The organism is Mycobacterium attenuatum (assembly GCF_900566085.1).
In the GTDB taxonomy this organism is placed as follows: Bacteria; Actinomycetota; Actinomycetes; order Mycobacteriales; family Mycobacteriaceae; genus Mycobacterium; species Mycobacterium attenuatum.
In genome coordinates this window covers 1-23,533 of sequence record NZ_UPHT01000175.1, presented here as the reverse complement: position 1 = coordinate 23,533, position 23,533 = coordinate 1, and the positions used below count along the sequence as shown (strand labels likewise).

Genomic DNA, 23,533 nt, shown 5'->3' with positions numbered 1-23,533 from the left:
GAACATCGTCGGGACTGGAACGTTCTCACCAGCCGGTACCGTGTATGTGGTGCAGCCGAGCGCGGGGCTACCGGGGCCCCGACGCGGTATGGGTGGACTTCGAGCGGCTCGGCGGTGAGCATGCGCGACCCCGCCGCCGACCGCACGCTGTACCCAGACGCACCGACGCTGCTAGCAGGAGAACATGGCTCAGAATTCCAAGAATTCTAGGAACTCCCGTGATGCCCGGCTCAGGAGACGCCGCCAGCGAATCCTCGCCTGGGTTGCGGCCGGTGCACTGGCGTCGGTCGTCGCGCTGGTCATCGTCGCCGGGGTGATCATGCTGCGCCGCCAGGAGGTACCGCCCAGTGCGGTACCGCCCGGAGTGCTCACGCCGGGGGGCCCCACCACGTCGCACCCACGCAAGCCCCGCCCCGCCTTCCAGGATGCGTCCTGTCCGGACGTGCAGTTGATCTCCGTGCCCGGAACCTGGGAGTCGTCACCGCAGGACAATCCGCTCAACCCGGTGCAGTTTCCGAAGGCGTTGTTGCTCAACGTGACCGGGCCGATCTCTCAGGATTTCCCCGTGTCGCGGGTGCAGACGTACACGGTTCCCTACACCGCGCAGTTCCACAATCCGCTCAGCTCCGACGGTCAGATGTCCTACAACGAAAGCCGGGCTGAGGGAACTCGGGCGATGGTGCAGGCCATGACGGACATGAATAACAAATGCCCGTTGACCAGCTATGTGATCATCGGCTTCTCACAGGGCGCGGTGATCGCCGGCGACGTGGCCAGCGATATCGGCAACGGCCGCGGACCGGTCGATGACGACCTGGTGCTGGGGGTGACGCTGATCGCCGATGGCCGTCGCCAGCCGGGGGTGGGCAACGACATCCCGCCGAGCCCGCCTGGTGAGGGCGCCGAGGTCACCCTGCACGAGGTGCCGGTGCTGTCCGGGCTTGGCTTGACGATGACGGGCGCACGTCCGGGCGGTTTCGGGGCGCTCGACAGTCGCACCAACGAGATATGTGCCCAGGGCGATCTGATCTGTGCCGCCCCGCAGGAGGCGTTCAGCCCCGCCAATCTGCCGACCACCCTCAATACGTTGGCCGGCGGCGCCGGGCAACCCGTCCACGCGATGTACGCCACCCCCGAATTCTGGAACTCCGACGGGCAGCCGGCGACGCAATGGACGTTGAACTGGGCGCATGACCTCATCGACAAGGCCCCGCATCCCAAACACGGCTGAGTTGGGATCGATGGCCCCAACGCCGTGGGGCCGGCGTGGGCCAGACAGCCTGGCATCGGAGCGCCGCCAGCATTGGGGCTCCAAGACACAACCGGTAGTGCCCCGATCGTAATGCGATCAGCGGTACCTTGTGATTTGGTCTGTCGCCTCCCGCCCCTTAACATTAAGAGAAATTTAAGAGCATGTGGGTGACCCTGTTGGGTCGTAGCCGGCAACAATCGGCGCGCCAGTGCGTGCGCGCGCCGCTTGGGGGCCGGACCACGCACGGATGTAACTCGTCGGCGGAGCCGACCACGGATGTAACTCGTCGGCGGAGCCGACCACGGATGTAACCCTGTCGGCGTAGCCGACCAAGCAGTGTTGTGACAGGAGAGGGCGGCATGGCGTACCACAACCCGTTCATCGTGAATGGAAGAATCCGGTTTCCGGAGAACACCAACCTGGTGCGTCACGTCGAAAAGTGGGCGAGGGTGCGTGGCGACAAGCTGGCCTACCGGTTCCTGGACTTCTCCAGCGAACGGGACGGCGTCGAACGCGACATCCTGTGGTCGGAGTTCAGCGCGCGTAACCGTGCCGTCGGTGCGCGTCTGCAGCAGGTCACCCAGCCCGGCGATCGCATCGCCATCTTGTGTCCGCAGAACCTGGACTATCTGATTTCGTTCTTCGGCGCGCTGTATTCCGGCCGGGTCGCGGTGCCGTTGTTCGACCCTGCCGAGCCGGGCCATGTCGGCCGGTTGCACGCGGTGCTCGACGACTGCACCCCGTCGACCATTCTGACCACCAGCGACTCGGCCGAGGGGGTGCGCAAGTTCATCCGCAGCCGCTCGGCCAAGGAGCGGCCCCGTGTCATCGCCGTCGACGCGGTTCCCACCGAGGTAGCCGCGACCTGGCAGGAGCCCGACGCGAATGAGTCCACCACGGCCTATCTGCAGTACACGTCCGGATCGACCCGCACTCCGACCGGCGTGCAGATCACCCATCTGAACCTGCCGACCAACGTGCTGCAGGTGCTCCATGCCCTGGAAGGGCAAGAAGGCGACCGCGGTGTCAGCTGGCTGCCGTTCTTCCATGACATGGGCCTGATCACCGTGCTGTTGACGTCGGTGCTGGGCCACAGCTTCACCTTCATGACCCCGGCCGCGTTCGTGCGCCGGCCCGGCCGCTGGATTCGCGAACTCGCGCGTAAGCCCGGCGAAACCGGGGGCACGTTCTCCGCCGCACCGAACTTTGCCTTCGAGCATGCGGCGGTTCGCGGGCTACCCCGCGACGACGAACCACCATTGGACCTGAGCAACGTCAAGGGCATCCTCAACGGCAGCGAGCCGGTGTCCCCGGCGTCGCTGCGCAAGTTCTACGAGGCGTTCAAGCCCTACGGTCTCAAGGAGACCGCCGTCAAACCGTCCTACGGTCTGGCCGAGGCGACGCTGTTCGTCTCGACTACCGCGCCCAACGAACCGCCGACCGTCATCCACGTGGACCGCGACGAGCTCAACAAGCAGCGTTTCGTCGAGGTGCCCGCCGACTCGCCGAACGCTGTCGCGCAGGTCTCCGCCGGCAAGGTCGGCGTCGACGAGTGGGCGGTCATCGTCGACACCGAGACGGCCACCGAGCTACCGGACGGGCAGATCGGCGAGATCTGGCTGCACGGCAACAACTTGGGCATCGGCTACTGGGGCAAGGAGGCAGACTCCGCGCAGATTTTCCGTAACATTCTGAAGTCGCGGATCAGCGAGTCGCACGCCGAGGGTGCCCCCGACGACGGTCTGTGGGTGCGCACCGGCGACTACGGCACCTATTTCAAGGGGCACCTCTACATAGCGGGCCGGATCAAGGACCTGGTCATCATCGACGGCCGCAACCATTACCCGCAGGACCTGGAGTACACCGCGCAGGAGTCCAACAAGGCCTTGCGCGTCGGCTATGTGGCCGCCTTCTCGGTGCCCGCCAACCAGTTGCCGCAGAAGGTGTTTGACGACCCGCACGCCGGGCTGAAGTTCGACCCCGAGGACACCTCCGAGCAGCTGGTGATCGTCGCCGAACGCGCTGCCGGTACCCACAAGCTGGAATACCAGCCCATCGCCGACGACATCCGTGCTGCCATCGCCGTTGGACATGGGGTGACCGTGCGGGACCTGCTGCTGGTGTCCGCCGGCACGATTCCGCGGACCTCCAGCGGAAAGATCGGCCGCCGAGCGTGCCGTGCCGCCTACGTCGACGGCAGCTTGCGCAGCGGCGTCGGTTCCCCGACGGCCTTTGCCACCGAGTCCTGAGGTTCCCATGGCTGACATAGATCAACCGCAGGAGAACGTGCCTGCCAGCAAGACCGAAATGACGGTCCCCGAGATGCGGCAGTGGCTGCGCAACTGGGTGGGCAAGGCGGTCGGGAAGTCACCGGACTCGATCGACGAGTCGGTGCCGATGGTGGAGCTGGGCCTGTCATCGCGCGATGCAGTGGCGATGGCCGCCGACATCGAAGACCTGACCGGCGTCACGCTGTCGGTCGCGGTGGCGTTCCAGCACCCGACCATCGAGTCGTTGGCGACGCGGATCATCGAGGGCGAGCCCGAAACGGCCGATGACGGCGTCGACGTCGTCGATTGGTCGCGTAAGGGTCCCGCCGAGCGGGTCGACATCGCGATCGTTGGCTTGTCGACCCGGCTGCCCGGCGACATGAACACTCCAGACGAAACCTGGCAGGCGCTGCTGGAAGGCCGCGACGCCATCACCGACCTGCCCGAGGGCCGCTGGACGGAGTTCCTCGAAGAGCCTCGGCTGGCCGAGCGCGTGGCCAAGGCGCGCACCCGAGGCGGCTACCTCAACGACATCAAGGGCTTCGACTCGGAGTTCTTCGCGGTGGCCAAGACCGAGGCCGACAACATCGACCCGCAACAACGGATGGCGCTGGAATTGACCTGGGAGGCGCTCGAACACGCCCGCATCCCGGCGTCGAGCCTGCGCGGCCAGGCCGTCGGCGTCTACGTCGGCGTCTCCAACAATGACTACAGCTTCCTGGCCGTGTCGGATCCGACGGTCGCGCACCCGTATGCGATCACCGGCACCGCCACGTCGATCATCGCCAACCGGGTGTCGTACTTCTACGACTTCAGGGGGCCGTCGGTCGCGGTCGACACCGCCTGCTCGAGCTCGCTGGTGGCCACCCATCAGGCGGTGCAGGCGCTGCGCAACGGCGAATGCGACGTGGCGGTGGCGGGGGGTGTCAATGCGCTGATCACCCCGGTGGTGACGCTGGGTTTCGACGAGATCGGGCAGGTGCTGGCCCCCGACGGGCGGATCAAGTCGTTCTCGTCGGACGCCGACGGCTACACCCGCTCCGAGGGCGGCGGCATGCTGGTGCTCAAGCGCATCGACGACGCCCGCCGCGATGGCGACCAGATCCTGGCCGTGATCGCCGGCAGCGCGGTCAACCACGACGGCCGGTCTAACGGCCTGATCGCCCCCAATCAGGACGCCCAGGCCGACGTGCTGCGCCGGGCCTACAAGGACGCCGGGATCGACCCGCGCACCATCGACTACATCGAGGCACACGGCACCGGCACCGTCCTCGGTGACCCGATCGAGGCCGAGGCGCTGGGCCGGGTCGTCGGCAAGGGCCGGCCGGCCGACCGTCCGGCGCTGCTGGGCGCGGTGAAAACCAATGTGGGACACCTAGAGTCGGCCGCGGGTGCGGCCAGCATGGCCAAGGTGGTGCTGGCCTTGCAGCACGACAAGCTGCCGCCGTCGATCAACTTCGCCGGGCCCAGCCCCTACATCGATTTCGACATGATGCGGCTGAAGGTGATCGACACGGTGGCCGACTGGCCACGCTACGGCGGCTACGCGGTGGCCGGGGTGTCGAGCTTCGGCTTCGGCGGCGCCAACGCGCACGTGGTCGTGCGTGAGGTCTTGCCGCGTGACGTGGTGGAGAAAGAGGCGCGGGAACCCGAGCCAGAAGTAGGGGCGCCGGCCGGGGCGGCACCGTCCGAAGCGCCCGCTCTGGAAGGCCACGCGCTACGGTTCGACGACTTCGGCAACATCATCACCGACGCACACGCTGCCGAGGAGGACGAAGAGCCCGAGCTGCCTGGCGTCACCGAGGAGGCGCTACGGCTCAAGGAAGCTGCGCTGGCCGAGCTTGCGGCAGAAGAAGTTTCCGACCCGTGGATTCCGTTGGCCGTGTCGGCATTCCTGACCTCGCGTAAGAAGGCCGCCGCCGCCGAGCTGGCCGACTGGATGGAAAGCCCCGAGGGTCAGGCGTCGTCGCTGGAGTCGATCGGGCGGTCGTTGTCGCGACGCAACCACGGCCGCTCCCGCGCGGTGGTGCTGGCCCACAATCACGAGGAAGCGATCAAGGGGCTGCGGGCCATCGCCGCCGGCAAGCAGGCGCCCAATGTGTTCAGCGTCGACGGGCCGGTGACCAACGGTCCCGTCTGGGTGCTCGCGGGCTTCGGCGCCCAGCACCGCAAGATGGGCAAGAGCCTGTACCTGCGCAACCCGGTGTTCGCCGAGTGGATCGAAAAGGTCGACGCGCTGGTCCAGGACGAGCTGGGATATTCGGTGCTCGAGCTGATCCTCGACGACTCGCAGGACTACGGCATCGAGACCACCCAGGTCACCATCTTCGCGATCCAGATCGCCCTCGGTGAGCTGCTCAAGCATCACGGCGCCAAGCCGGCCGCGGTGGTCGGGCAGTCGCTGGGCGAGGCGGCATCGGCGTACTTCGCCGGCGGCCTGTCGCTGCGCGACGCCACCCGCGCCATCTGCTCCCGCTCGCATCTGATGGGCGAGGGCGAGGCGATGCTGTTCGGCGAGTACATCCGGCTGATGGCGCTGGTGGAGTACTCCGCCGACGAGATCAAGACGGTGTTTAAGGAGTCTGAGGCCTTTCCCGATCTGGAGGTGTGCGTCTACGCCGCACCCACCCAGACGGTCATCGGCGGCCCGCCCGAGCAGGTGGACGCGATCATCGCCCGCGCCGAAGCCGAGGGCAAGTTCGCCCGCAAGTTCCAGACCAAGGGCGCCAGCCACACTCAGCAGATGGATCCGCTGCTCGGTGAGCTGTCCGCCGAGCTGCAGGGCATCAAGGCGATGAGTCCGACCTGCGGGATCTTCTCGACGGTGCACGAGGGCAGCTACATCAAGCCGGGCAGCGAGCCCATCCACGACGTCGAGTACTGGAAGAAGGGGCTGCGGCATTCCGTCTACTTCACCCACGGAATCCGCAACGCCGTCGACAGCGGGCACACCACATTCCTGGAATTGGCGCCCAACCCGGTGGCGCTGATGCAGGTGGGTTTGACCACGGCCGCCGCCGGCCTGCATGACGCCCAGCTGATCCCGACGCTGGCCCGCAAGCAGGACGAGGTCGAGTCGATGATCTCGACCATGGCCCAGCTCTATGTGTACGGCCACGACCTGGACATCTGGACGCTCTTCAGCCGTGCCACGGGCCCCGAGGATTTCGCCGACATCCCGCCGACCCGGTTCAAGCGCAAGGAGCACTGGCTCGACGCGCACTTCTCCGGCGACGCCTCGGTGATCATGCCGGGCAACCATGTCGCGCTGCCGGACGGCCGCCACGTGTGGGAGTACGCGCCGCGCAACGGCCAGACCGACCTCGCGGCGCTGGTGAGAGCCGCTGCGGCCCAAGTGCTTTCCGACGCACAGCTGACGGCCGCCGAGCAGCGTGCGGTGCCCGGCGAGGGCGCCCGGCTGGTGACGACGATGACGCGGCATCCCGGCGGCGCGTCGGTTCAGGTGCACGCCCGCATCGACGAGTCGTTCACGCTGGTCTACGACGCCTTGGTGGCCCGGTCCGGCTTGGAGTCGGTGTTGCCTGCCGCCGTCGGGGCCGGCACGGCGATCGCGGCCGCGGCGCCGGTGGTGCCGCAGGTGCCTCAAGCGCCCGAGGAGCCGGAGGCCGACACGCTGACCGACAGCCTGACCACCCGCTATCTGCCCTCCGACGTGGGCAGGTGGTCGCCGGATTCCGGTGAGACCATCGCGGATCGGCTGGGCCTGATCGTCGGGTCGGCGATGGGCTACGAGCCCGAGGACCTGCCGTGGGAGGTGCCGCTGATCGAGCTCGGGCTCGACTCACTGATGGCGGTACGGATCAAGAACCGCGTCGAATACGACTTCGACCTGCCGCCGATTCAGTTGACGGCGGTGCGCGATGCCAACCTCTACAACGTCGAGAAGCTGATCGAGTACGCCGTCGAGCACCGCGACGAGGTGACGCAGCTCAGCGAGTACCAGAAGAACCAGACGGCCGAGGAGATTGCCCGGGCGCAGGCCGAATTGCTCAGTGGTGCAACGGTTTCGACGGTGACTGCGCCGGCGCCCGACCCGCAGGCAAAACCGGAAACCCAAGCACCGCCGGGTGTCCCGCCGCCGCCGACGGATCCGTCGGGTCCCTCGGGCAACGGGCAGCCGAATCTCAAAGGTGCCGCGGAGGCGCTGAACTCCGAAGCGGTCGCCAAGGCGCTCAACGCCGACGTGCCGCCGCGTGATGCGGCCGAGCGGGTCACCTTTGCCACCTGGGCGATCGTCACCGGCAAATCACCGGGCGGCATCTTCAACCCGCTGCCCAAGCTGGACGATGCCGCCGCCGCCAAGATGGCCCAACGGCTTGCCGAGCGTGCCGAAGGCCCGATCACCGCCGAGGATGTGCTGACCGCGGCCAACATCGAGGCGCTGGCCGACAAGGTGCGCGCTTACCTGGAGGCCGGCACGATCGACGGGTTTGTCCGTACCCTGCGTGCCCGGGCAGAGGGCTGCACCAAGCCGCCGGTGTTCGTGTTCCATCCGGCCGGCGGCTCGACCGTGGTGTACGAGCCGTTGCTCAACCGGCTGCCGGCGGACACCCCGATGTACGGCTTCGAGCGGGTCGAGGGGACCATCGAAGAGCGTGCCGCGCAGTATGTTCCGAAGCTGGTCGAGATGCAGGGCGACGGGCCCTACATTCTGGTCGGCTGGTCGCTGGGCGGGGTGCTGGCCTACGCCTGCGCGATCGGGCTCAAGCGGCTGGGCAAGAACGTCGCGTTCGTCGGCCTGATCGATGCCGTGCGGGCCGGCGAAGAGATCCCGCAGACCAAGGAGGAGATCCGCAAGCGCTGGGACCGCTACGCCCGCTTCGCCGAGAAGACGTTCAACGTCACCATCCCGGCGATCCCCTACGAGCAGCTTGAGGAGCTCGACGACGAGGGCCAGGTCCGGTTCGTGCTCGACGCCGTGCGGGAGTCCGGCGTGCAGATCCCGGCCGGGATCATCGAGCACCAGCGCACGTCGTACCTGGACAACCGCGCGATCGACACCGCGCAGATCCAGCCCTACGACGGGCATGTCACCCTCTACATGGCCGACCGATACCATGACGACGCGATCATGTTCGAGCCGCGCTATGCCGTTCGCCAGCCGGACGGCGGTTGGGGCGAGTACGTCTCCGACCTCGAGGTCGTGCCGATCGGTGGTGAGCACATCCAGGCCATCGACGAGCCGATCATCGCCAAGGTGGGCGAGCACATGAGCCGCGCGTTAGGCAACGTCGAGGCTGAACAGAGGGCCCCCTAAGTGAGCACGAAGACCACCGCCGAGCTGCTGGCCGAACTACGCGAAAAGCTGGAGCTGGCCAAGGAGCCCGGCGGTGAGAAGGCCGCCGCCAAGCGCGACAAGAAGGGCATCCCCAGTGCCCGCGCCCGCGTCTACGAGCTGGTGGACCCGGGCACCTTCTTCGAAATCGGGGCGTTGTGCCGCACCCCGGGCGACCCCAACGCGCTCTACGGCGACGGGGTGGTCACCGGGCACGGGCTCATCAACGGCCGACCGGTCGGGGTGTTCTCCCACGACCAGACGGTGTTCGGCGGCACCGTCGGTGAGATGTTCGGCCGCAAGGTGGCCCGGCTGATGGAGTGGTGCGCGATGGTCGGCTGCCCGATCGTCGGTATCCAGGACTCCGGCGGCGCCCGCATCCAGGACGCCGTCACGTCGTTGGCGTGGTATGCCGAGTTGGGTCAACGTCACGAGGCACTGTCCGGGGTGGTGCCGCAGATCTCCCTCATCTTCGGCAAGTGCGCCGGGGGAGCGGTGTATTCGCCGATCCAGGACGACCTGCTGGTCTCGGTGCGTGACCAGGGCTACTTCTTCGTCACCGGACCCGACGTGATCCGTGAGGTCACCGGCGAGGACGTCACCCTCGACGAACTCGGCGGCTCCGACGCGCAGGCCCGCTACGGCAACATCCACCACGTGGTGAACTCCGAAGCCGAGGCGTTCGGTTACGTGCGCGACTTCCTGTCGTTTTTGCCGTCCAACTGCTTCGGCAAGCCGCCGGCCATCAATCCCGGGCTGGAACCGGAGATCACCCCGACCGACCTGGAACTCGACTCGATCGTGCCGGACTCCGACAATGCGGCCTACGACATGCACGAGATCCTGCTGCGCATCTTCGACGACGGCGACTTTCTGGACGTCGCCGCGCAGCACGGGCCGGCCATCATCACCGGGTACGCCCGGGTCGACGGGCGTCCGGTGGGCGTGATCGCCAACCAGCCCATGCACATGTCCGGGGCCATCGACAACGAGGCTTCCGACAAGGCGGCGCGGTTCATCAGGTTCTGTGATTCGTTCCAGATCCCGCTGGTGTTCGTGGTGGATACCCCCGGATTTCTGCCGGGTGCGGAGGAGGAGAAGCGGGGCATCATCAAGCGCGGCGGCCGGTTCCTGTACTCCGTGGTCGAGGCCGACGTACCGAAGGTGACCATCACGGTCCGCAAATCCTACGGCGGCGCGTACGCGGTGATGGGCTCCCGGCAGCTGACCGCCGACTTCAACTTCGCCTGGCCCACCGCGCGCATCGCGGTGATCGGTGCCGAGGGGGCCGCGCAGCTGCTGATGAAACGCTTCCCGGACCCCACTGCGCCGGAAGCGCAGGCGATCAAGAAAGACTTCATCGAGGGCTACAACCTCAACATGGCGATTCCGTGGATCGCCGCCGAGCGCGGGTTTATCGACGCGGTGATCGACCCGCATGAAACCCGGCTGCTGTTGCGCAAGTCGCTGCATCTACTACGGGATAAGCAGCAATGGACGCGGCTAGGCCGCAAGCACGGCCTGATCCCGGTGTAGCCAGCTCGCGCTACAGCGTGAGGGCGCCCGCTGCGAGTTCGTCGAAGCGCTGCAGCGCCTCGTCGCCTTCGGTGTCCAGGCCGCGCAATGGGCCGCAGTCGGCCAGATACCGCTGCACGTACAGGCGCGCGACCAGCGCCTTGCGATCGGCGCCGCGAGTTTCTCGCTCCCACGCCGCCTGCTCGGTGAGCAGCGCTGCCGCGTAGACGTCGCCCATGAACTGCGCCAGCGGGTATAGTCGCGCCTCGGCCAGATCCCGGTCCAGCTTCGCCCACGCGGTGATCGCCGCATCGAGATCCTCGATGCGGCGCGACACCAGGCGCGTCGTGTCGTCATCGTCGGACGCCGACACCGCATCGCGCATGCGGGCCAGCAGCGGCTCGTGCGCCCGCGACTGCTCCATGCCGCGGCGCACGTCCAGACACAGGATGTTGTCGGAACCCTCCCAGATGGTGTTTACCTGCGCGTCGCGCAAAATCCTTGCCACCGGCCAGGTTTCGATATAGCCGTTGCCGCCGTGCAGCTCGACCGCGTCGGAGGCGGCGGTGATCCCGAGCCGGCACACCCGCAGCTTGGTCACCGGTACCGCGATACGTTGCCGAATCGCCTGGGGCTGACCGTGATTGGGGGCGCCGGTGCCGTCGAAGATCAGCGCCAGGGCGGCTTCGACGTCGACGATCATCTCGGCGAGCTTGCGCCGGATCAGCGGCTTGTCGATGAGTGCGTCGCCGAACGCCCGCCGCTGGCGGGTGTAACACAGCGACTCGACCAAGGCGCGGCGCGCATTGCCGACGGCGAACGAGGCGGTGCCCAGTCGCAATTTGTTGGTCAGTTCCATCATGCGGCCAAGGCCCTTGCCGTCGGCCGGCCCGGAGTCAGCCCGCGGCTCACCGGACAGCAGAAAGGCTTCGGCCTCGACGAACTCGATCTCGCCAGAGGCGACCGAGCGGGTCCCAAGTTTGTCCTTCAGCCGCCGGACGCGCACGCCGTTGCGGGAGCCGTCCCGGCGCGTCCGCAACACCAGGAACGACGCCACGCCCCGGGTCGAGTCGGGGGCTCCTTCGGGTTTGGCCAGCACCACAAACGCCTCCCCGGCGCAATTAGAGGCAAACCATTTGAAGCCGTTCAGCAGCCAGGCATCGCCGCTGCGGGTCGCGGTGGTTTCCAGCGCGCCCAGATCCGAGCCCCCAGTTCGCTCGGTCATCAGTTGCGCCGCCTGGCCGTCCCACTCGCCGGAGTTGAGTTTGTCCAGGACGTAGTCACGCACATCGGGCGGCGCGTAGGCCGTCACCAGGGATCGGACCATGTTGCCGCCAGTGCCCAGCGCACAGGCCATCCCGATGTCGGCCTGGTTGAGCAGATAGTTGGCTGCGAACAGCGGCAGCGACGGGCTTACACCGGCCCGCTTCGCTTCGTCGCGCACGGTTTTCTGCGCGTCCAGAATGGCCCGCTGGGACCGGGTGAACGACTCCGGCATCACCACCCGGCTGATGTCATGGCCCCACCGGTCGTAGCGTTCCAGCTGCGGTGGATTGCGGTCGGTCTCCTCGGCCCAGCGGGTCACCGGGCCGCCCATCAGCTCACCCACGCGCGTCAAATGTGGCTCGGCGAAAGCCAATTCGTCCGGCTGCAAGTAGTACGCCATAGTGAACTGCAGCGTGGGATCGGTGAGATACCAGTTGAGACCGGTGGCGCCCTGGTAATTCTCGGTGCGGTAGCGTCCGGCTTTTTCCGGTGTCGAAAACGGCAGCCGGTCCACGGACTCCAGCAGGTAGTCGGTCATCCCGCGACACTATTACATAGGTTTTATATATGTCTAGACGTCCCGAACGCCGGGTGCAGGGCTGCGCCAATAGCTTGCAATGCAAAGACATACAGCGGCTATGCGGGCTCAACCAGGGTGAGCCGCGGACCCGCCACCGCGTAGGCGAACCGAACTTGCGTTCCCTCGTTCAGGCTTCGGTGCAGGACCGCCAGCCACGTCGCGAAATGGGGATCGTCGCGTTCCAACAGGTATATCGCCGCGTGGCGACCGAAGTGCACACCCACCGGCCGATCCGGTTGAGCGGTGTCGAGCCTGACCACCACATCCTGTTCCACCGCCGACGAGCCCGCCGACGAGCCCGCCGACGAGCCCGCCGACGAGCCACTGTCGGCGGTGGATGGCGTGGTCGTACCGGGCGACGACGCGGCCGCACTGCCCCCGCTGGGCATGCCGCATCCGCTGGTGAGCACGGTCATCGCCGCTGCCAGGCCGGCGACCCGGGCGCGCGTCGAGGCGCTGCGGGGCTTGCTCACGCCGCGCGCGGCAGATCCGGCTTTGCCGTAGCCGTGTGTTGTGTCGGCCTGCTGGGCGTCGGCGCCCAGCCGACGTAGGTCAGATACAGCCCGATCAGCGCGGCGGCCAGGCACAAGCTCACCCACACGGCCTGCGCGCCGATCATGCTGTTGGCAAGCGACACGAAAGCCCTGGGAAATGCCAACAGCAAGAGCCCGCGCAGCGTGACCAGCCAGCCCAGCACGGACACGATGATCGCCGGGGCACCGCGCCACGATTGGTGACCGGCCACCATCATCAAGCCGAACAGTAAGACGAACGCCCCGGTCACCCAGGTCCACAGGGAGTTCGCTTCGAACTGCGAAAGCAGGCTCTGCATGTCGGCGGCACGCACCACGGCCGTCAGGTCGACGATCACCAGGAAGGGTCCAAGCGCCCGGGCGAACATGCGGGTTCGGGACTGCGAATCAGGTGAGACGTTCATGGCCATACCTCCGTCCGACGCCATCGACGAATCACCTGAATCGCATCACGCGACCGCCGGCGGCGGTAGGGACCGAAGTCCCGCGGGTGTCCGGCATTCGTCAGTCAGGCGCGCGGGCGGCCCGCATAGGCTACATGGACACCAGGAACTCGGAGGTATAGAACTCGGCGGGGTCCTGGGAATTGGGGTTGGGGCGCTCGACGATCACCCACACGCCCGTCGTACCCTGTCGCACAGAATCCTGGACGGTCACCGTCCCCGTCCCGCCCTCATCAAGGTCAAGGCTGGCGAAAGCGGTGCCCGGGGCGCCGGGGCCGCACGAGGCAGTGGCCGGGCGCGGCGCCTGGATCAGGCCGACGTCGTAGTGCATCCCCGGTTGTGCGGGGTTGGTCAGGTGCACCTCGGCGACCGCCTGCGATCCCGCTCTGTGGATCAACGCCGAGCCGGTGCCCGTAGGCGGCGAAACCGCCGGCAACCTCGGCGCGACGGAGGTGCGGCTGTAATCGCATTGCCGCATCGCGGCTCCTAACGCCACCCTGGTGGGCCCGCCCGCCCCCGGATTGGCGGCCGCAGCTCCACCCGTGATTAGCGCCGCCGGGCACGTCACCAAAGTGATTGCTGCCGTATACGTCAAATTCCGCATCAGCCCGCGCATGGCCCCCACCGTCTTCATCTATTGGTTTGCCCGACCGCAGTAGATATTGACGGCATTCGCACCGCCGAAACCTCCGTGCGTTGGAGGTTGGTTCGGCGTTCTCGCCGCCGCATCTGGTGTATAACCACAGCGGCGGGCCGCGGTGCCCGGAGCTCTCGAAGGAGTCGGATGGTCAGCGCGATTTCGACAGCGAAACCAGCTCCATGACAGGCGAATTGCGGATTTCGCGGCGACAACTCGGTGCCGTCACGGGTGGCATTCTCGCCGGCGGGCTGATCGCGGTGGGGATGCGCGGGCACAAGCCGGCGAACTCCGCGGCACCGGCAGTCTCGGCGCAATCGCTGGGGTACACGGTCAACGTCAACAAGCCCGGCGGTGCATCCGGCTATGTGTTCTTCGTCTCCGGAACCACTGCGGCCCATCTCGGGGCAGGGTCACGGCCCTGCGTGCTCGTCGTTGCCGACAAGGCCGGACATGTGGTGTGGCAGCGGCAACTTCCGGCCGGGGAGACCGCCGGCAATCTCCGCGTCCAGCGCTACCGGGACAAGCCGGTGCTCACCTGGTGGCAAGGCCGCAAGCAATGGGGCCACGGGCTGGGCGCCAGCTACATCGCCGACGACCATTACAACCTGATCAGCACTGTGACGCCCGGCGGTGAACTGTCATCAGACATCCACGAATTCCGGCTCACCCCGGACGGCCGCGCCCTGATCACGTCCTACCCGGAGGTGACGGCCGACCTGACGGCTGTCGGCGGACCCAAGGACGGGCGGCTCTATAACTGCACCGCCTCGGTGGTCGACGTCGCAACCAAACAGACGCTGTTCCAATGGGATGCGCTGAGCCACGTCCCGATCAGCGACTCGCCGGCAAGGTACACCGCGGGCCAGACGCTGGACGTCTATCACATGAACTCGATCGCGCTGGATCCCGCGGGCAACCTGGTGATCAGCATGCGAGCAATGTCCACCGTCTTCAACGTCGACTACCGCACCGGCGCCGTCAACTGGCGACTGGGCGGGAAGCGGTCCACGTTCGCGCTGGATGACGGCGTCGACTTCGCCTACCAGCACGACGTGGAGATGCCCGAGGCCAACACAATCACGTTGTTCGACAACCACTTCGAGGGCAGCCTGGGACAAAAAGGTGGTGGGTCAGTGCCGACCAGCCTGAAATGGATTCGCCTGGATTTCCACGCCGGCCGCGCGACACTGCTTCGCGCTCAGCGGCATCCGGCAGATCTCAGCGTGGGAGCCATGGGCAACCTGCAGCAACTGCCGGGCGGCAACACCTTCTCCGGATGGGGTACCGCCGAGCACATCGCCGAGTTCACCGCGGCCGGCGACATGGTGTTCGACGCAACCCTGCCCGACGGCACCTATCGCGCGTTCCTCGACGACTGGACGGGGGACCCCGTCGAACCCCCGCAGCTGCACTTCGCCGACGATACCGCCCACGCGGTGTGGAACGGCGCCACCCGGGTGGCCCGCTGGCGGCTGCTGCACGGCCCGGAAAGCAACACCATGACGCCGCGAACCACCGTGGCCTGGGCGGGCTATGACACCTCGGTGCCGCTGTCCGGGAATTCCGACGGCTACTACCAGCTCGAGGCCCTGGCCGCCGACGGCGCTGTCGTCGGCCGCACCGCGCCAATCACGCGGTGAGGGGCGGCGAGACTGCAGCCGCGTCGTCGAAACTGCGGCCAGCGCGCGCGTGTCTGGCGGTTGCCGGGCAGGCCGCAGACCGGGCCTCAGGGGCCGATGCGAATCTTGCCCGGCGACCACAACCCGCTACGGGTCGCGGTGCCCAGGTCCAGTTGCGCCGGCGGGGCATCGACGAGGGTGTCGAACTTGCGCAGCGATCCCCAGTCGCGGGCCCAGTCACGCGACAGATAGGTCGCCATGACATGGGCGCGCAGCAGCAGATCGGTGATGCCCAGCAGGCCGCCGTTGACGCCGTCTTCCCAGGTGTCGGTGTCCAGTTTCTTGGCGTTGTAGTCCGGCGTGATGCGGAATTTCGGGATTTCGGTGACGCCGTTGACGTGCAGCATCGGCTGCTGACACGGGAACGCCAGTCCGACCGCCCAGTCCAGCAGCACCGGTTGGGTGGAGCCGACGTACTCCTGCAGGGAACGTAGCTCCGGCACCCGCGGCGGGGTGATCGCGATCCAGTCCTCCGGGGTGAGCGACAGGTCCTCGGCGACGACCCGGACGGCGACGGCATCGGTGGGCATCTTGTCGCGTGCGAACCGCAGATTGCGCCAGGCTTTGGGCTGTTCGCCGTACAGGTCGTCGGGCACCAGCCGTCCGGCGGGTACCAGCTCGCCCGGGCCGGGCCGGGCATATTCCAGCACCACGGCCTGCCCGGATGTGTAGCCGTGCAGCACGCTGTGCCCGGCGATCTTGCCGGCGGCGGTCACCACCACCAGCGGATGCCCGTCGTCCGGCTTGGGCAGCAGGTACCAGGCCGAGGCGAGCCGGCTCTGCTGCTGCGGCCCGGTGGTGTAGGTGCCGGCCAACGGAACCCGCGCGGGATCGAGCTGGTAGGGCAGCGGCACCGTCGATCCATTGATGCCCGCCGTCTTGAGTTTGGTGGGCGCATCCCAGTCGTAGTCGGTGCCGGGCTGGTTGGGTTTCATCACGATCGCCTCGGCGACGGTGTGCTCCGGCACGCCGTTGGGGGTGAAGCCCGTCGGGTCGGTGCCGCCCAGCGGCCCCAGCGGGCCGTAATCGCCGGGCAGTGCGGTCATGAAGCCGTTGTTGGGGTCTGGTTCGACGAGCACGTCATCGGCCAGGCCGCAGCCCCCGGCGAACGCCCGCAGGTTGGACCAGCCGTTGGAGTAGGTGGGGTACTGGCGCACGATTCCGGCCACCATCGACGCGACGAACACCAACGCCATGAAGCCGGCTGCCAGCGGGACCGGCGCTTGAGAAGGCCAGGTCAGTGCTCGGGTCAGGCGGCCTTCACCGCTGCCCCGGGGCGCGAAATGCAGCCAGGCCGCATACCCCAAGGCAATGGCGAACAGTGCGAAAAAGATTGTGCTGACCGTGATTCCGGCAATTTTGGGCATGGCGCTGTTGAACGGCACGCCGTAGCTGGAGACATACCACCAGCCATTGGTGGTGGCCCAGCACAACGCCAGCATGAACAACACCGCCGCCAGGAACGCCATCCGGTTGCGCGACCAGCGCAACACTTTTGGCGACACCAGCACCGTCGTCAGCGCGGCCATCGCCGCCCCCACCGCGGCAAACAGCCCGAAGTGGTGCACCCACTTGGTGGGGGTGAACATCAAGAAGAACATGGTGGCGAAGATGACGCCCATCAGCCGCCATGCCGGACCGCGCGCCACTCCGGGAATTCGCTTGCGCCGCAACATGATAAACACCGCGGTGAACAGGCACAGGGCGGTGATCAAGAAGCCGAAGCGGCGCGACAGCGAGCCGTCGACCGTCGGCAGGATGAGGTAGTAGTAGCGCAGGTTTTCGGTGTACCAAGCCTGGCTGGGACCGATCTTGCCGCGAACCCTGGTGGCTTCCAACACCGTTGACAACGTCTGGTCGGCGAACACCACGGTCAGGATGATGGTGCCGGCGGCCAGCATCGGCGACAGCAACGGCAACGTGCCCACCAGGCGGTGGCGTTTGACGAAGATCCGCAGGATCGGGCGGCCGCCGGCTACCAGCGCGGCCACCGCGATCAGCCCGGTGGGCTGCACACCCAGGGTGAACGCGGCGGCGATGATCGCCAGCGCCGCCGGGGTGAGCCGGCTGTAGCGCATCGACCGCTCGATCAGCACGTAGGTGACCAGCGAGCCCAGCGCGATGATGCCTTCGGGACGCAGGCCGTTGTCGAACGGCATCCACGCGGTCAGCAGGACCATGGCCGCTGCCCAGTTGGCGGCCTTGCTGGAGGTTACCGCCGGCCCCAGCCGGGGCAGTACCTCACGCGAGAGCAGCAGCCAGCACACCAGCCCGGCGAACAGGTCCGGCAGCCGCATCCAGATGCTGGCGTCGCTGACGTGGGTCATCAGCGCGAGCAGGTTGTAGTACCAGCCGAACGGGTCCTCGGGGCTGCCGAACCAGCGGAAGTAGTTGGACATGTAGCCGGCCCGGTCGGCCACCCGGGCCATGCCCAGGATGTAGCCGTCGTCGGAGGAATTGGCGCCGATGACGTGCCAGAGCAGGAACGCGAAGATCACCACGCCGTCGAGCAGGGTGAAGGTGCGCCAGTTTGCCGGAATCCACCGGCGCATCCGGTGGCCGTCGAGTTGGTCGAGGCGCCACAGCGCGATCAGCGCCACGACCGTGCACACGATGGCGCCGATGATCGCCAGCAGTTTCAGGGTCGTCGGGGTGGTGGAAAAGCGGGTGTCGATGGTGGCAGACAGGCGCAGCCCGGCCGGCGCCGGACCGGTCAGGTCGGTGAACACCCCGACGATCTGGGGGCGCAGGTTCGGGTCGGGGAAGCCGCCGCGCAACGGCTGTCCGGCTGGATCCTTGAGCCCGACGAAAGTGGCGAAGGTCCCGGCGTGCGTCGAGGTGACCTCGATGCGTGAACATCCCGGCCCATTGGCGCCGCCGACCACCGCGTCGCGCGGCACGGACAGGATGACGACGTTGCGGTCGGTGACGTCCACGCGCTGGCCGCTGACGACGACGAACATCGCCTGCAGGTTGGCGTCCTTGCCCTGCTTGGGTGCGGTGCCCAGCACCACCCCGCCTTGCGGCGACATGCCGCGCACCACCTCGCAGGGAACGGTGGCGGTCAGGTCGACGGGCGTCAGGGAAATCAGCGGCGCCGTCACGCTGTTGAGCTGGCCATCTTGCGGCCAGTTCAGCATGGCGGTGGTCTGCACGACGGGCAGCAGCGGTGTCGCGACGGACAACACGAACCCGATCAGGCCCGCGATCGTCGCCACCCAGCGGGTCACCCGCACGTCGCGGCACCCGTTAGTACCGCTCGCGCTCTGTGTCATGGCAGCGCCCTAATCGGTCCTTGCCGGCTCCAGCCGGGCACGGTGATCACGCCCTGCTGCACGACGGCGTTCGGCGCCTGGTCGGCTGGCACCAGCCGGTAGTACTGCTCCACCGAACCCCAGTCGCGATACCAGTCGCCGCTCAGATACGTCGAGATCGTCGAGGTCCGCAGCAGCGCCTGGGTGAACAGGAACGGCCCTCCGGTGGAGCTGGACTGCCAGAGGTTCGACGACACCGCGGTTTGCTTGTGGTCGGGCATGATGCGGTATTCGGGAAGTTCGGCCACGCCTAGGTGTTCGGAGAACGGCCGCTGGCAGGGGAAGTTGGCGGCGGTCGCGATGTCCATCAGCACCGGTTTCTGCGAGCCAATCAGCTGCTGCAGCGTTTCCAGGACCGGGACCCGCGGCGGGGTGAAGGCGAACCACTGCTCGGGGCTCAGGTTCGGGTCGTAGGCGACAATGCGCGCCACCGTGGCTTCCGGCGGCGCCCAGGTCAGCGGGAACCGCAGGTTGCGCCACGCCGGTTGCGGCCCCAGGTCGATCGGGAACACCTGTCCCAATGGTGCGATGCTGCCGTCGGGCCGGGCGAGGCCCCACTGCAGTTTCAGCGACTGGCCGTAGACGAAGTCACCGTCCTCCTTGTAGGACCAGATGGCCCCGGCGGCGGACACCACCACCAGTGGGCGATCCGGAGTGCGCGGCGGCAATTGGTACCAGGCGGAAGTGGCCGTGGCGGCCAGCGTGTTCTCGCCGTAGCTGCCCATCACCGGGGTGCGGTCCGGGTCAAGGCCGAACGGCAGCGCCGCGTGTGACCCGTTGACTCCGACGGGGCCTTTGCCGCCCGCGGTGCCGGCGGAGTCGGTGATGGCCGCGTTGGGCTTGTTGGGAGACGCGTCGGAATTGACCACTCCGGGCTTGCTGACCACCGGGTCGGACTTCAGGTCATCGCCCACGCCCTCGGGTTTGAAACCGACCGGGTTGACGCCCCCGAGCGGTCCGTCCGGCCCGAAGGTTTGGCCCGGGACCGGTTGCAGCATACCGGCATTGGGGTCGGGCTCGGCCAGCACGTCGTCGGCCATGGCGCAGCTGGACAGTCCCGATTCCAGCGCCGCCAGGTTGGCCTTGGCGGTGGTGTAGAGCGGGTAGCGCAAAACCGCCCCCTTGGCCAGGGACGCGACCTCGCCCACGACCATGATCGTCGCGACCACCAGCAGTGGTGCCGAGGCCAGGACCCGGTTGCGCCGGTTGTCCTTGACCTCGGTGTGCCCGGCGTAGTCCATCCGGAAGTGGTACCAGGCGGCCAGCAGACCGGTGAGGATCGACAGGGTCAGGAACATCGAGGTCACCGGGTGGCTGGCGATGACGGGTTGGATGTCGTACCACGGCACGCCGTAGTTGCCGACGTAGAACCAGCCGTTGATGCCCGAGGTGGCCCATGCCAGCACGAACAGCAGCGCGGTGATGTAGAGCGTGAGGTTTCGCCGGCTGTGCAACCCGATGCGGGCGACGGTGAAGGCGGTGACTGCACCCAGGGCGCCGGCCAGCCCGGCGAAAGCGCCGAACTGGATGGCCCATTTGGTGGGGGTGAACGTCAACAACAGCAGACCGATCGCCGTCGTACCGATGAGCCGCCAGGCCGGACCGCTGGCCAGCCCCGGCACCCGGCCGCGGCGCAGCAGCACGAACAGCATTCCGAACAGGCACAGCAACATCACCAGGACGGCGAATCGCCGCGACATTGACCCGTCCGCATTGGACTCGACCGTGAGGAAGTAGTAGCGCAGGAAGTCCTGGTACCAGGCGATTGTGGGCCCCACCTTGTACTTGATGCGCGCCGCCTCGGCGACCGTCGCCAGCGTCTGGTTGCGGAACACCACCACGGTGGTCAACGCCAGCGACGCGGCGAGCACCGCCAGCGGCGCCAGTATTCCGTCGGCGGCGCGCCGTCGGCGGATGGTTTGCGCGATGGCCCGGGCGCCGGTGAGCAGCGGGGCCAGCGCGATCAGGCCCTGCGGCGCCAGCGTGGCCGTCAGCATCGCGACGATGATGGCCAGCGCGGCCGGGGCCAGTCGCCGCTGCGCGATCGAGCGTTCCACCAGCATCCAGGCGACCAGCACACCCAACGCGATCAGGGGCTCGGGGCGCAGTCCGTTGTTGAACGGTAACCAGGCGGCCACGAATACCGCGCCGGCCGTCAACACCGCGGCCCGGTTGGCGGCCAGGCCGCCCTTGCCCGGTCCCAGGCGCCGCAACATCACGTGGCTGATGATCAGCCAGCAGGCGATCCCGGCCAGGGTGGCCGGAAGCCGCATCCACACACCGGCGGTGCTCACCGATGCCAGGTGGGCCAGCACGCCCAGGTACCAGTCGAACGGTGCCTCGGTGGCACCGAAGTAGCGGTAGTAGTTGGCCACATAGCCGGCTTTCGGGGCGATGCGGGCGATGGTCAGGTTGTAGCCGTCGTCGGACGAGGTGGCGCCGATGAGATGCCAGAGCAGCAGCGTGGCGATCACCCCGGCGTCGGCAAGCCAGACCGCCAGGCCGGAGCGCCGTCGGGGCATTCGTACACCGCCCCGGTTCTGACGATCCAGGACCGCCAAAGCGACGATGGCAACCAGGACCGCCAGTGCGCCCAGGGTCATCGCGATCGTCTTGATGGAGGTGGGGTTGGTGATGAATCGGGTGTCGACGTCGACGCGGGCTGATAGGCCGGGTTGAGCGGGCACCTTCAAGTCGGTGAAGATGCCGCCGACCTGAGGTTTCTTTTCGGCGGGCAGGGTGCCCGCGGCACCGAGAATGCCGACGAAGTCGGCGTGGGCGCCGGCCGCGTCGGCCCAGATGTGCAGTATGTTGCATCCGCCAGCGGCGATCGCCGCGCGGGGCGCCGCCGCGGCCACGGTGTCGCGGAAGGCGACGACGACGGTGTCCTTGTCGGCCCGGACGAACAGGCCATGCTTGCCCGTGTCCACGCCGCCGGCCGGCAGCGTCGACAGCACCAGGCCGCCGCCGGCGGGCAGGGTGGCGATCGCCGGGCAGGGGATCGAGATGTCGAGCGCCCTGGGCGCCCCGGACACCAGCGGCGCCGTGACCTGGGTGACATTGCCGTCCGAGGTGCTGCCCTGCGGCCACAGGATGGTCGCCGTCGTTTGCTTCACCGGAAGCAGCGGAACCAGGGCACACAACAGCAGTCCCACAATTCCCGAGACGACGGCTACTAGGCGGGCGATCCGGTGAGATCGCTCATTACCGTCGAGGGGCACGAGGGTCGATCGTAGGCGACGCGGCTGAGGGGCTTTCGGAAGCGGGGGCCGGACCGCGTCGGTGGTTATTGCGATCGAGTCTGCGTCAGCTGCGTGGGGCCGGCGCTGAGTGCCGATGTGCGGGCAGTCTCGGCGCAGTCAGCGCGGGCCCCGGCCAGAGGGGGTGCTGGGCTTGGCCTGACTACGGCGATATGGGGGGGCTATATGTGGCTATATGTCAGCAACCGGGAGCACCCGGTGTTAGTGCTGTAACCCGACATTGCTGCGCGAAGCACATGACCGCCACATGCGGCTGGCGTCTCCTTTGGCCGTTGATCCGAAAGGCCTCGCGCAGTTGCTCGTTGTGCAGGTACGCCCGGCGTCAGTGCCGTGGTGACGGCGATTTCGGCCAAGCCGGTGCGCTGCTCACAGGTCACGTCGGGCGGGTTCTTGCGGGTCGTCCAGATCGCGTGCCGATCGCGGACTCCCGCTTTGGTCATGGTGCGCGCCCGCACTTTGTCCGGCGTTTTGAGCGGCCAGGCCACTACATGGAACGGGAACAGGCCGATCAGCACCTTGGGCGCCCGCTGTCGCGCCAGAGCGTGGATCCGTTCCGCACCGTGGCAACTGACGTGAGTCAACAACGCGGCGCGCGTCGCATAACTTGCCCAAAGTTTTCTCGTTGCGGCCTGGCCGCGCACACCAGCCGACCTGCCCCCGTGATCCACGACAACCGTGAGAAAACGGTGCCCATTGCCAACGGACATCTCGTCAACGCCGAACCTGATCAAACCCACGATCGCCGCCACAGTGCGCCAGGCGACACGCAGCAACACCGTGAGCGCGCTCAATGCGGTAGGGGCTGCCAGCCAGGCGCAGTGTCTTCACAGGCCCTAGGGGTAGCGCGCTAGGACGCGCCCACGGCACATGCACCACCACCCGCTGACATCCTGATTGCCACAGTCCCAACCAGTGCTGCTGCGTGCCACAGCTGCGGATCGTTGAAAGCATCAGCATTGTGTTTGCGCTTGTGGTAGTGCTGAACATCTCAAGGTTCCTCTGACGTTGCGGTTCTGGTTGGGTGTGGGGGCTTGCTATGTCGTATGTGGTTGTGGTGCCGGAGGTGTTGGTGGCCGCGACTGCTGAGGTGGCCGGTATCGGTTCGTTGGTGGGTGCGGCTAGTGCGGCGGCGTTGGGGCCGACGACGGGTTTGTTGGCGCCTGGTGGTGATGAGGTGTCGGCGGCGGTGGCGGCGTTGTTTTCCGGCCATGGGCAGCAGTATCAGGTGTTGAGTCGGCAGGTGGCGGGGTTTCATGCCGAGTTTGTGCGGGCGTTGAGCGGGGCGGGGTATGCGTATGCGGCTGCGGAGGCGGCCGGTGCGCATCCGTTGCGGGCCTTGGTCGATGACGTGTTGGCGGTGATTAATTTTCCGACGAACGTGGTGTTGGGGCGTCCGCTGATTGGTGATGGCCACAATGGGGCGGCCGGGACCGGGGCTAAGGGTGGGGCTGGCGGGATTTTGATCGGCAATGGTGGTGCCGGGGG

The 23,533-nt window shown here is 67.4% G+C and carries 13 protein-coding genes; 6 read left to right on the top strand and 7 right to left on the bottom strand.

Annotated elements, in window-relative coordinates; genetic code table 11:
- Positions 1–184 precede the first annotated feature (184 nt).
- The 4 genes from culp6 to EET13_RS28100 all read left to right on the top strand — a co-directional run bounded on the left by culp6 (position 185) and on the right by EET13_RS28100 (position 10,354).
- Positions 185–1,231 (top strand): carboxylesterase Culp6, encoded by a 1,047-nt coding sequence (gene culp6 / locus EET13_RS28120; protein WP_122445321.1) that lies wholly within the window; start codon positions 185–187, stop codon positions 1,229–1,231.
- 380 nt (positions 1,232–1,611) lie between these two features.
- Positions 1,612–3,501 carry a long-chain-fatty-acid--AMP ligase FadD32 gene (gene fadD32, locus EET13_RS28110; RefSeq protein ID WP_122445320.1) on the top strand — a complete coding sequence of 630 codons (1,890 nt, stop codon included), beginning with the start codon at positions 1,612–1,614 and terminating at the stop codon, positions 3,499–3,501.
- Positions 3,502–3,508: 7 nt separating this feature from the next.
- Positions 3,509–8,800, top strand: a complete 5,292-nt coding sequence (pks13, locus tag EET13_RS28105) for a polyketide synthase Pks13 (RefSeq protein WP_122445319.1) — start codon at positions 3,509–3,511, stop codon at positions 8,798–8,800.
- Positions 8,801–10,354, top strand: coding sequence for an acyl-CoA carboxylase subunit beta (locus tag EET13_RS28100; RefSeq protein ID WP_122445318.1), 1,554 nt, complete (start codon positions 8,801–8,803; stop codon positions 10,352–10,354).
- Between the two features lie 10 nt (positions 10,355–10,364).
- Here the strand turns inward: EET13_RS28100 and EET13_RS28095 are convergent, their stop codons facing one another.
- From EET13_RS28095 to EET13_RS28075, 4 genes are all read right to left on the bottom strand, one after another.
- Positions 10,365–12,137, bottom strand: coding sequence for an acyl-CoA dehydrogenase family protein (locus EET13_RS28095; protein ID WP_122445317.1), 1,773 nt, complete (start codon positions 12,135–12,137; stop codon positions 10,365–10,367).
- 98 nt (positions 12,138–12,235) lie between these two features.
- Complete coding sequence (locus EET13_RS30005) at positions 12,236–12,652, bottom strand: hypothetical protein (RefSeq protein ID WP_136623281.1); 417 nt, start codon at positions 12,650–12,652, stop codon at positions 12,236–12,238.
- The gene (locus tag EET13_RS28080) at positions 12,649–13,116 is read right to left on the bottom strand and encodes a hypothetical protein (protein ID WP_425293738.1); all 468 of its coding nucleotides are present in this window, start codon (positions 13,114–13,116) and stop codon (positions 12,649–12,651) included. The genes EET13_RS30005 and EET13_RS28080 overlap by 4 nt, the downstream gene beginning before the upstream one ends.
- 130 nt (positions 13,117–13,246) lie before the next feature.
- Positions 13,247–13,633 (bottom strand): hypothetical protein, encoded by a 387-nt coding sequence (locus EET13_RS28075; protein ID WP_244604157.1) that lies wholly within the window; start codon positions 13,631–13,633, stop codon positions 13,247–13,249.
- A 218-nt stretch (positions 13,634–13,851) separates the two neighbouring features.
- Between EET13_RS28075 and EET13_RS28070 the strand changes: the two genes are divergently transcribed.
- A complete protein-coding gene (locus EET13_RS28070; protein ID WP_244604156.1) occupies positions 13,852–15,435 on the top strand; it encodes an arylsulfotransferase family protein in 1,584 nt (527 codons plus the stop codon).
- 86 nt (positions 15,436–15,521) lie between these two features.
- On the opposite strand, the gene embB is transcribed toward EET13_RS28070, so the two are convergent.
- The 3 genes from embB to EET13_RS28055 form a co-directional block, all read right to left on the bottom strand.
- A complete protein-coding gene (gene embB, locus EET13_RS28065) occupies positions 15,522–18,749 on the bottom strand; it encodes an arabinosyltransferase EmbB (RefSeq protein WP_122445313.1) in 3,228 nt (1,075 codons plus the stop codon).
- Positions 18,746–22,009 carry an arabinosyltransferase domain-containing protein gene (locus EET13_RS28060; protein WP_122445312.1) on the bottom strand — a complete coding sequence of 1,088 codons (3,264 nt, stop codon included), beginning with the start codon at positions 22,007–22,009 and terminating at the stop codon, positions 18,746–18,748. The genes embB and EET13_RS28060 overlap by 4 nt, the downstream gene beginning before the upstream one ends.
- Before the next feature lie 200 nt (positions 22,010–22,209).
- Positions 22,210–22,839 (bottom strand): transposase, encoded by a 630-nt coding sequence (locus EET13_RS28055; RefSeq protein WP_122445311.1) that lies wholly within the window; start codon positions 22,837–22,839, stop codon positions 22,210–22,212.
- 245 nt (positions 22,840–23,084) lie between these two features.
- Here EET13_RS28055 and EET13_RS28050 point away from each other — a divergent pair.
- The coding region (locus EET13_RS28050) for a PE family protein (RefSeq protein WP_136623280.1) at positions 23,085–23,533 on the top strand (449 nt) is incomplete at its 3' end.

Coding starts and splice junctions, on each gene's coding strand:
- culp6 (WP_122445321.1), top strand. CDS start 185: ATGGCTCAGAATTCCAAGAATTCTAGGAACTCCCGTGATGCCCGGCTC.
- fadD32 (WP_122445320.1), top strand. CDS start 1,612: ATGGCGTACCACAACCCGTTCATCGTGAATGGAAGAATCCGGTTTCCG.
- pks13 (WP_122445319.1), top strand. CDS start 3,509: ATGGCTGACATAGATCAACCGCAGGAGAACGTGCCTGCCAGCAAGACC.
- EET13_RS28095 (WP_122445317.1), bottom strand. CDS start 12,137: ATGACCGACTACCTGCTGGAGTCCGTGGACCGGCTGCCGTTTTCGACA.
- EET13_RS28080 (WP_425293738.1), bottom strand. CDS start 13,116: ATGAACGTCTCACCTGATTCGCAGTCCCGAACCCGCATGTTCGCCCGG.
- EET13_RS28075 (WP_244604157.1), bottom strand. CDS start 13,633: ATGCGGCAATGCGATTACAGCCGCACCTCCGTCGCGCCGAGGTTGCCG.
- embB (WP_122445313.1), bottom strand. CDS start 18,749: ATGACACAGAGCGCGAGCGGTACTAACGGGTGCCGCGACGTGCGGGTG.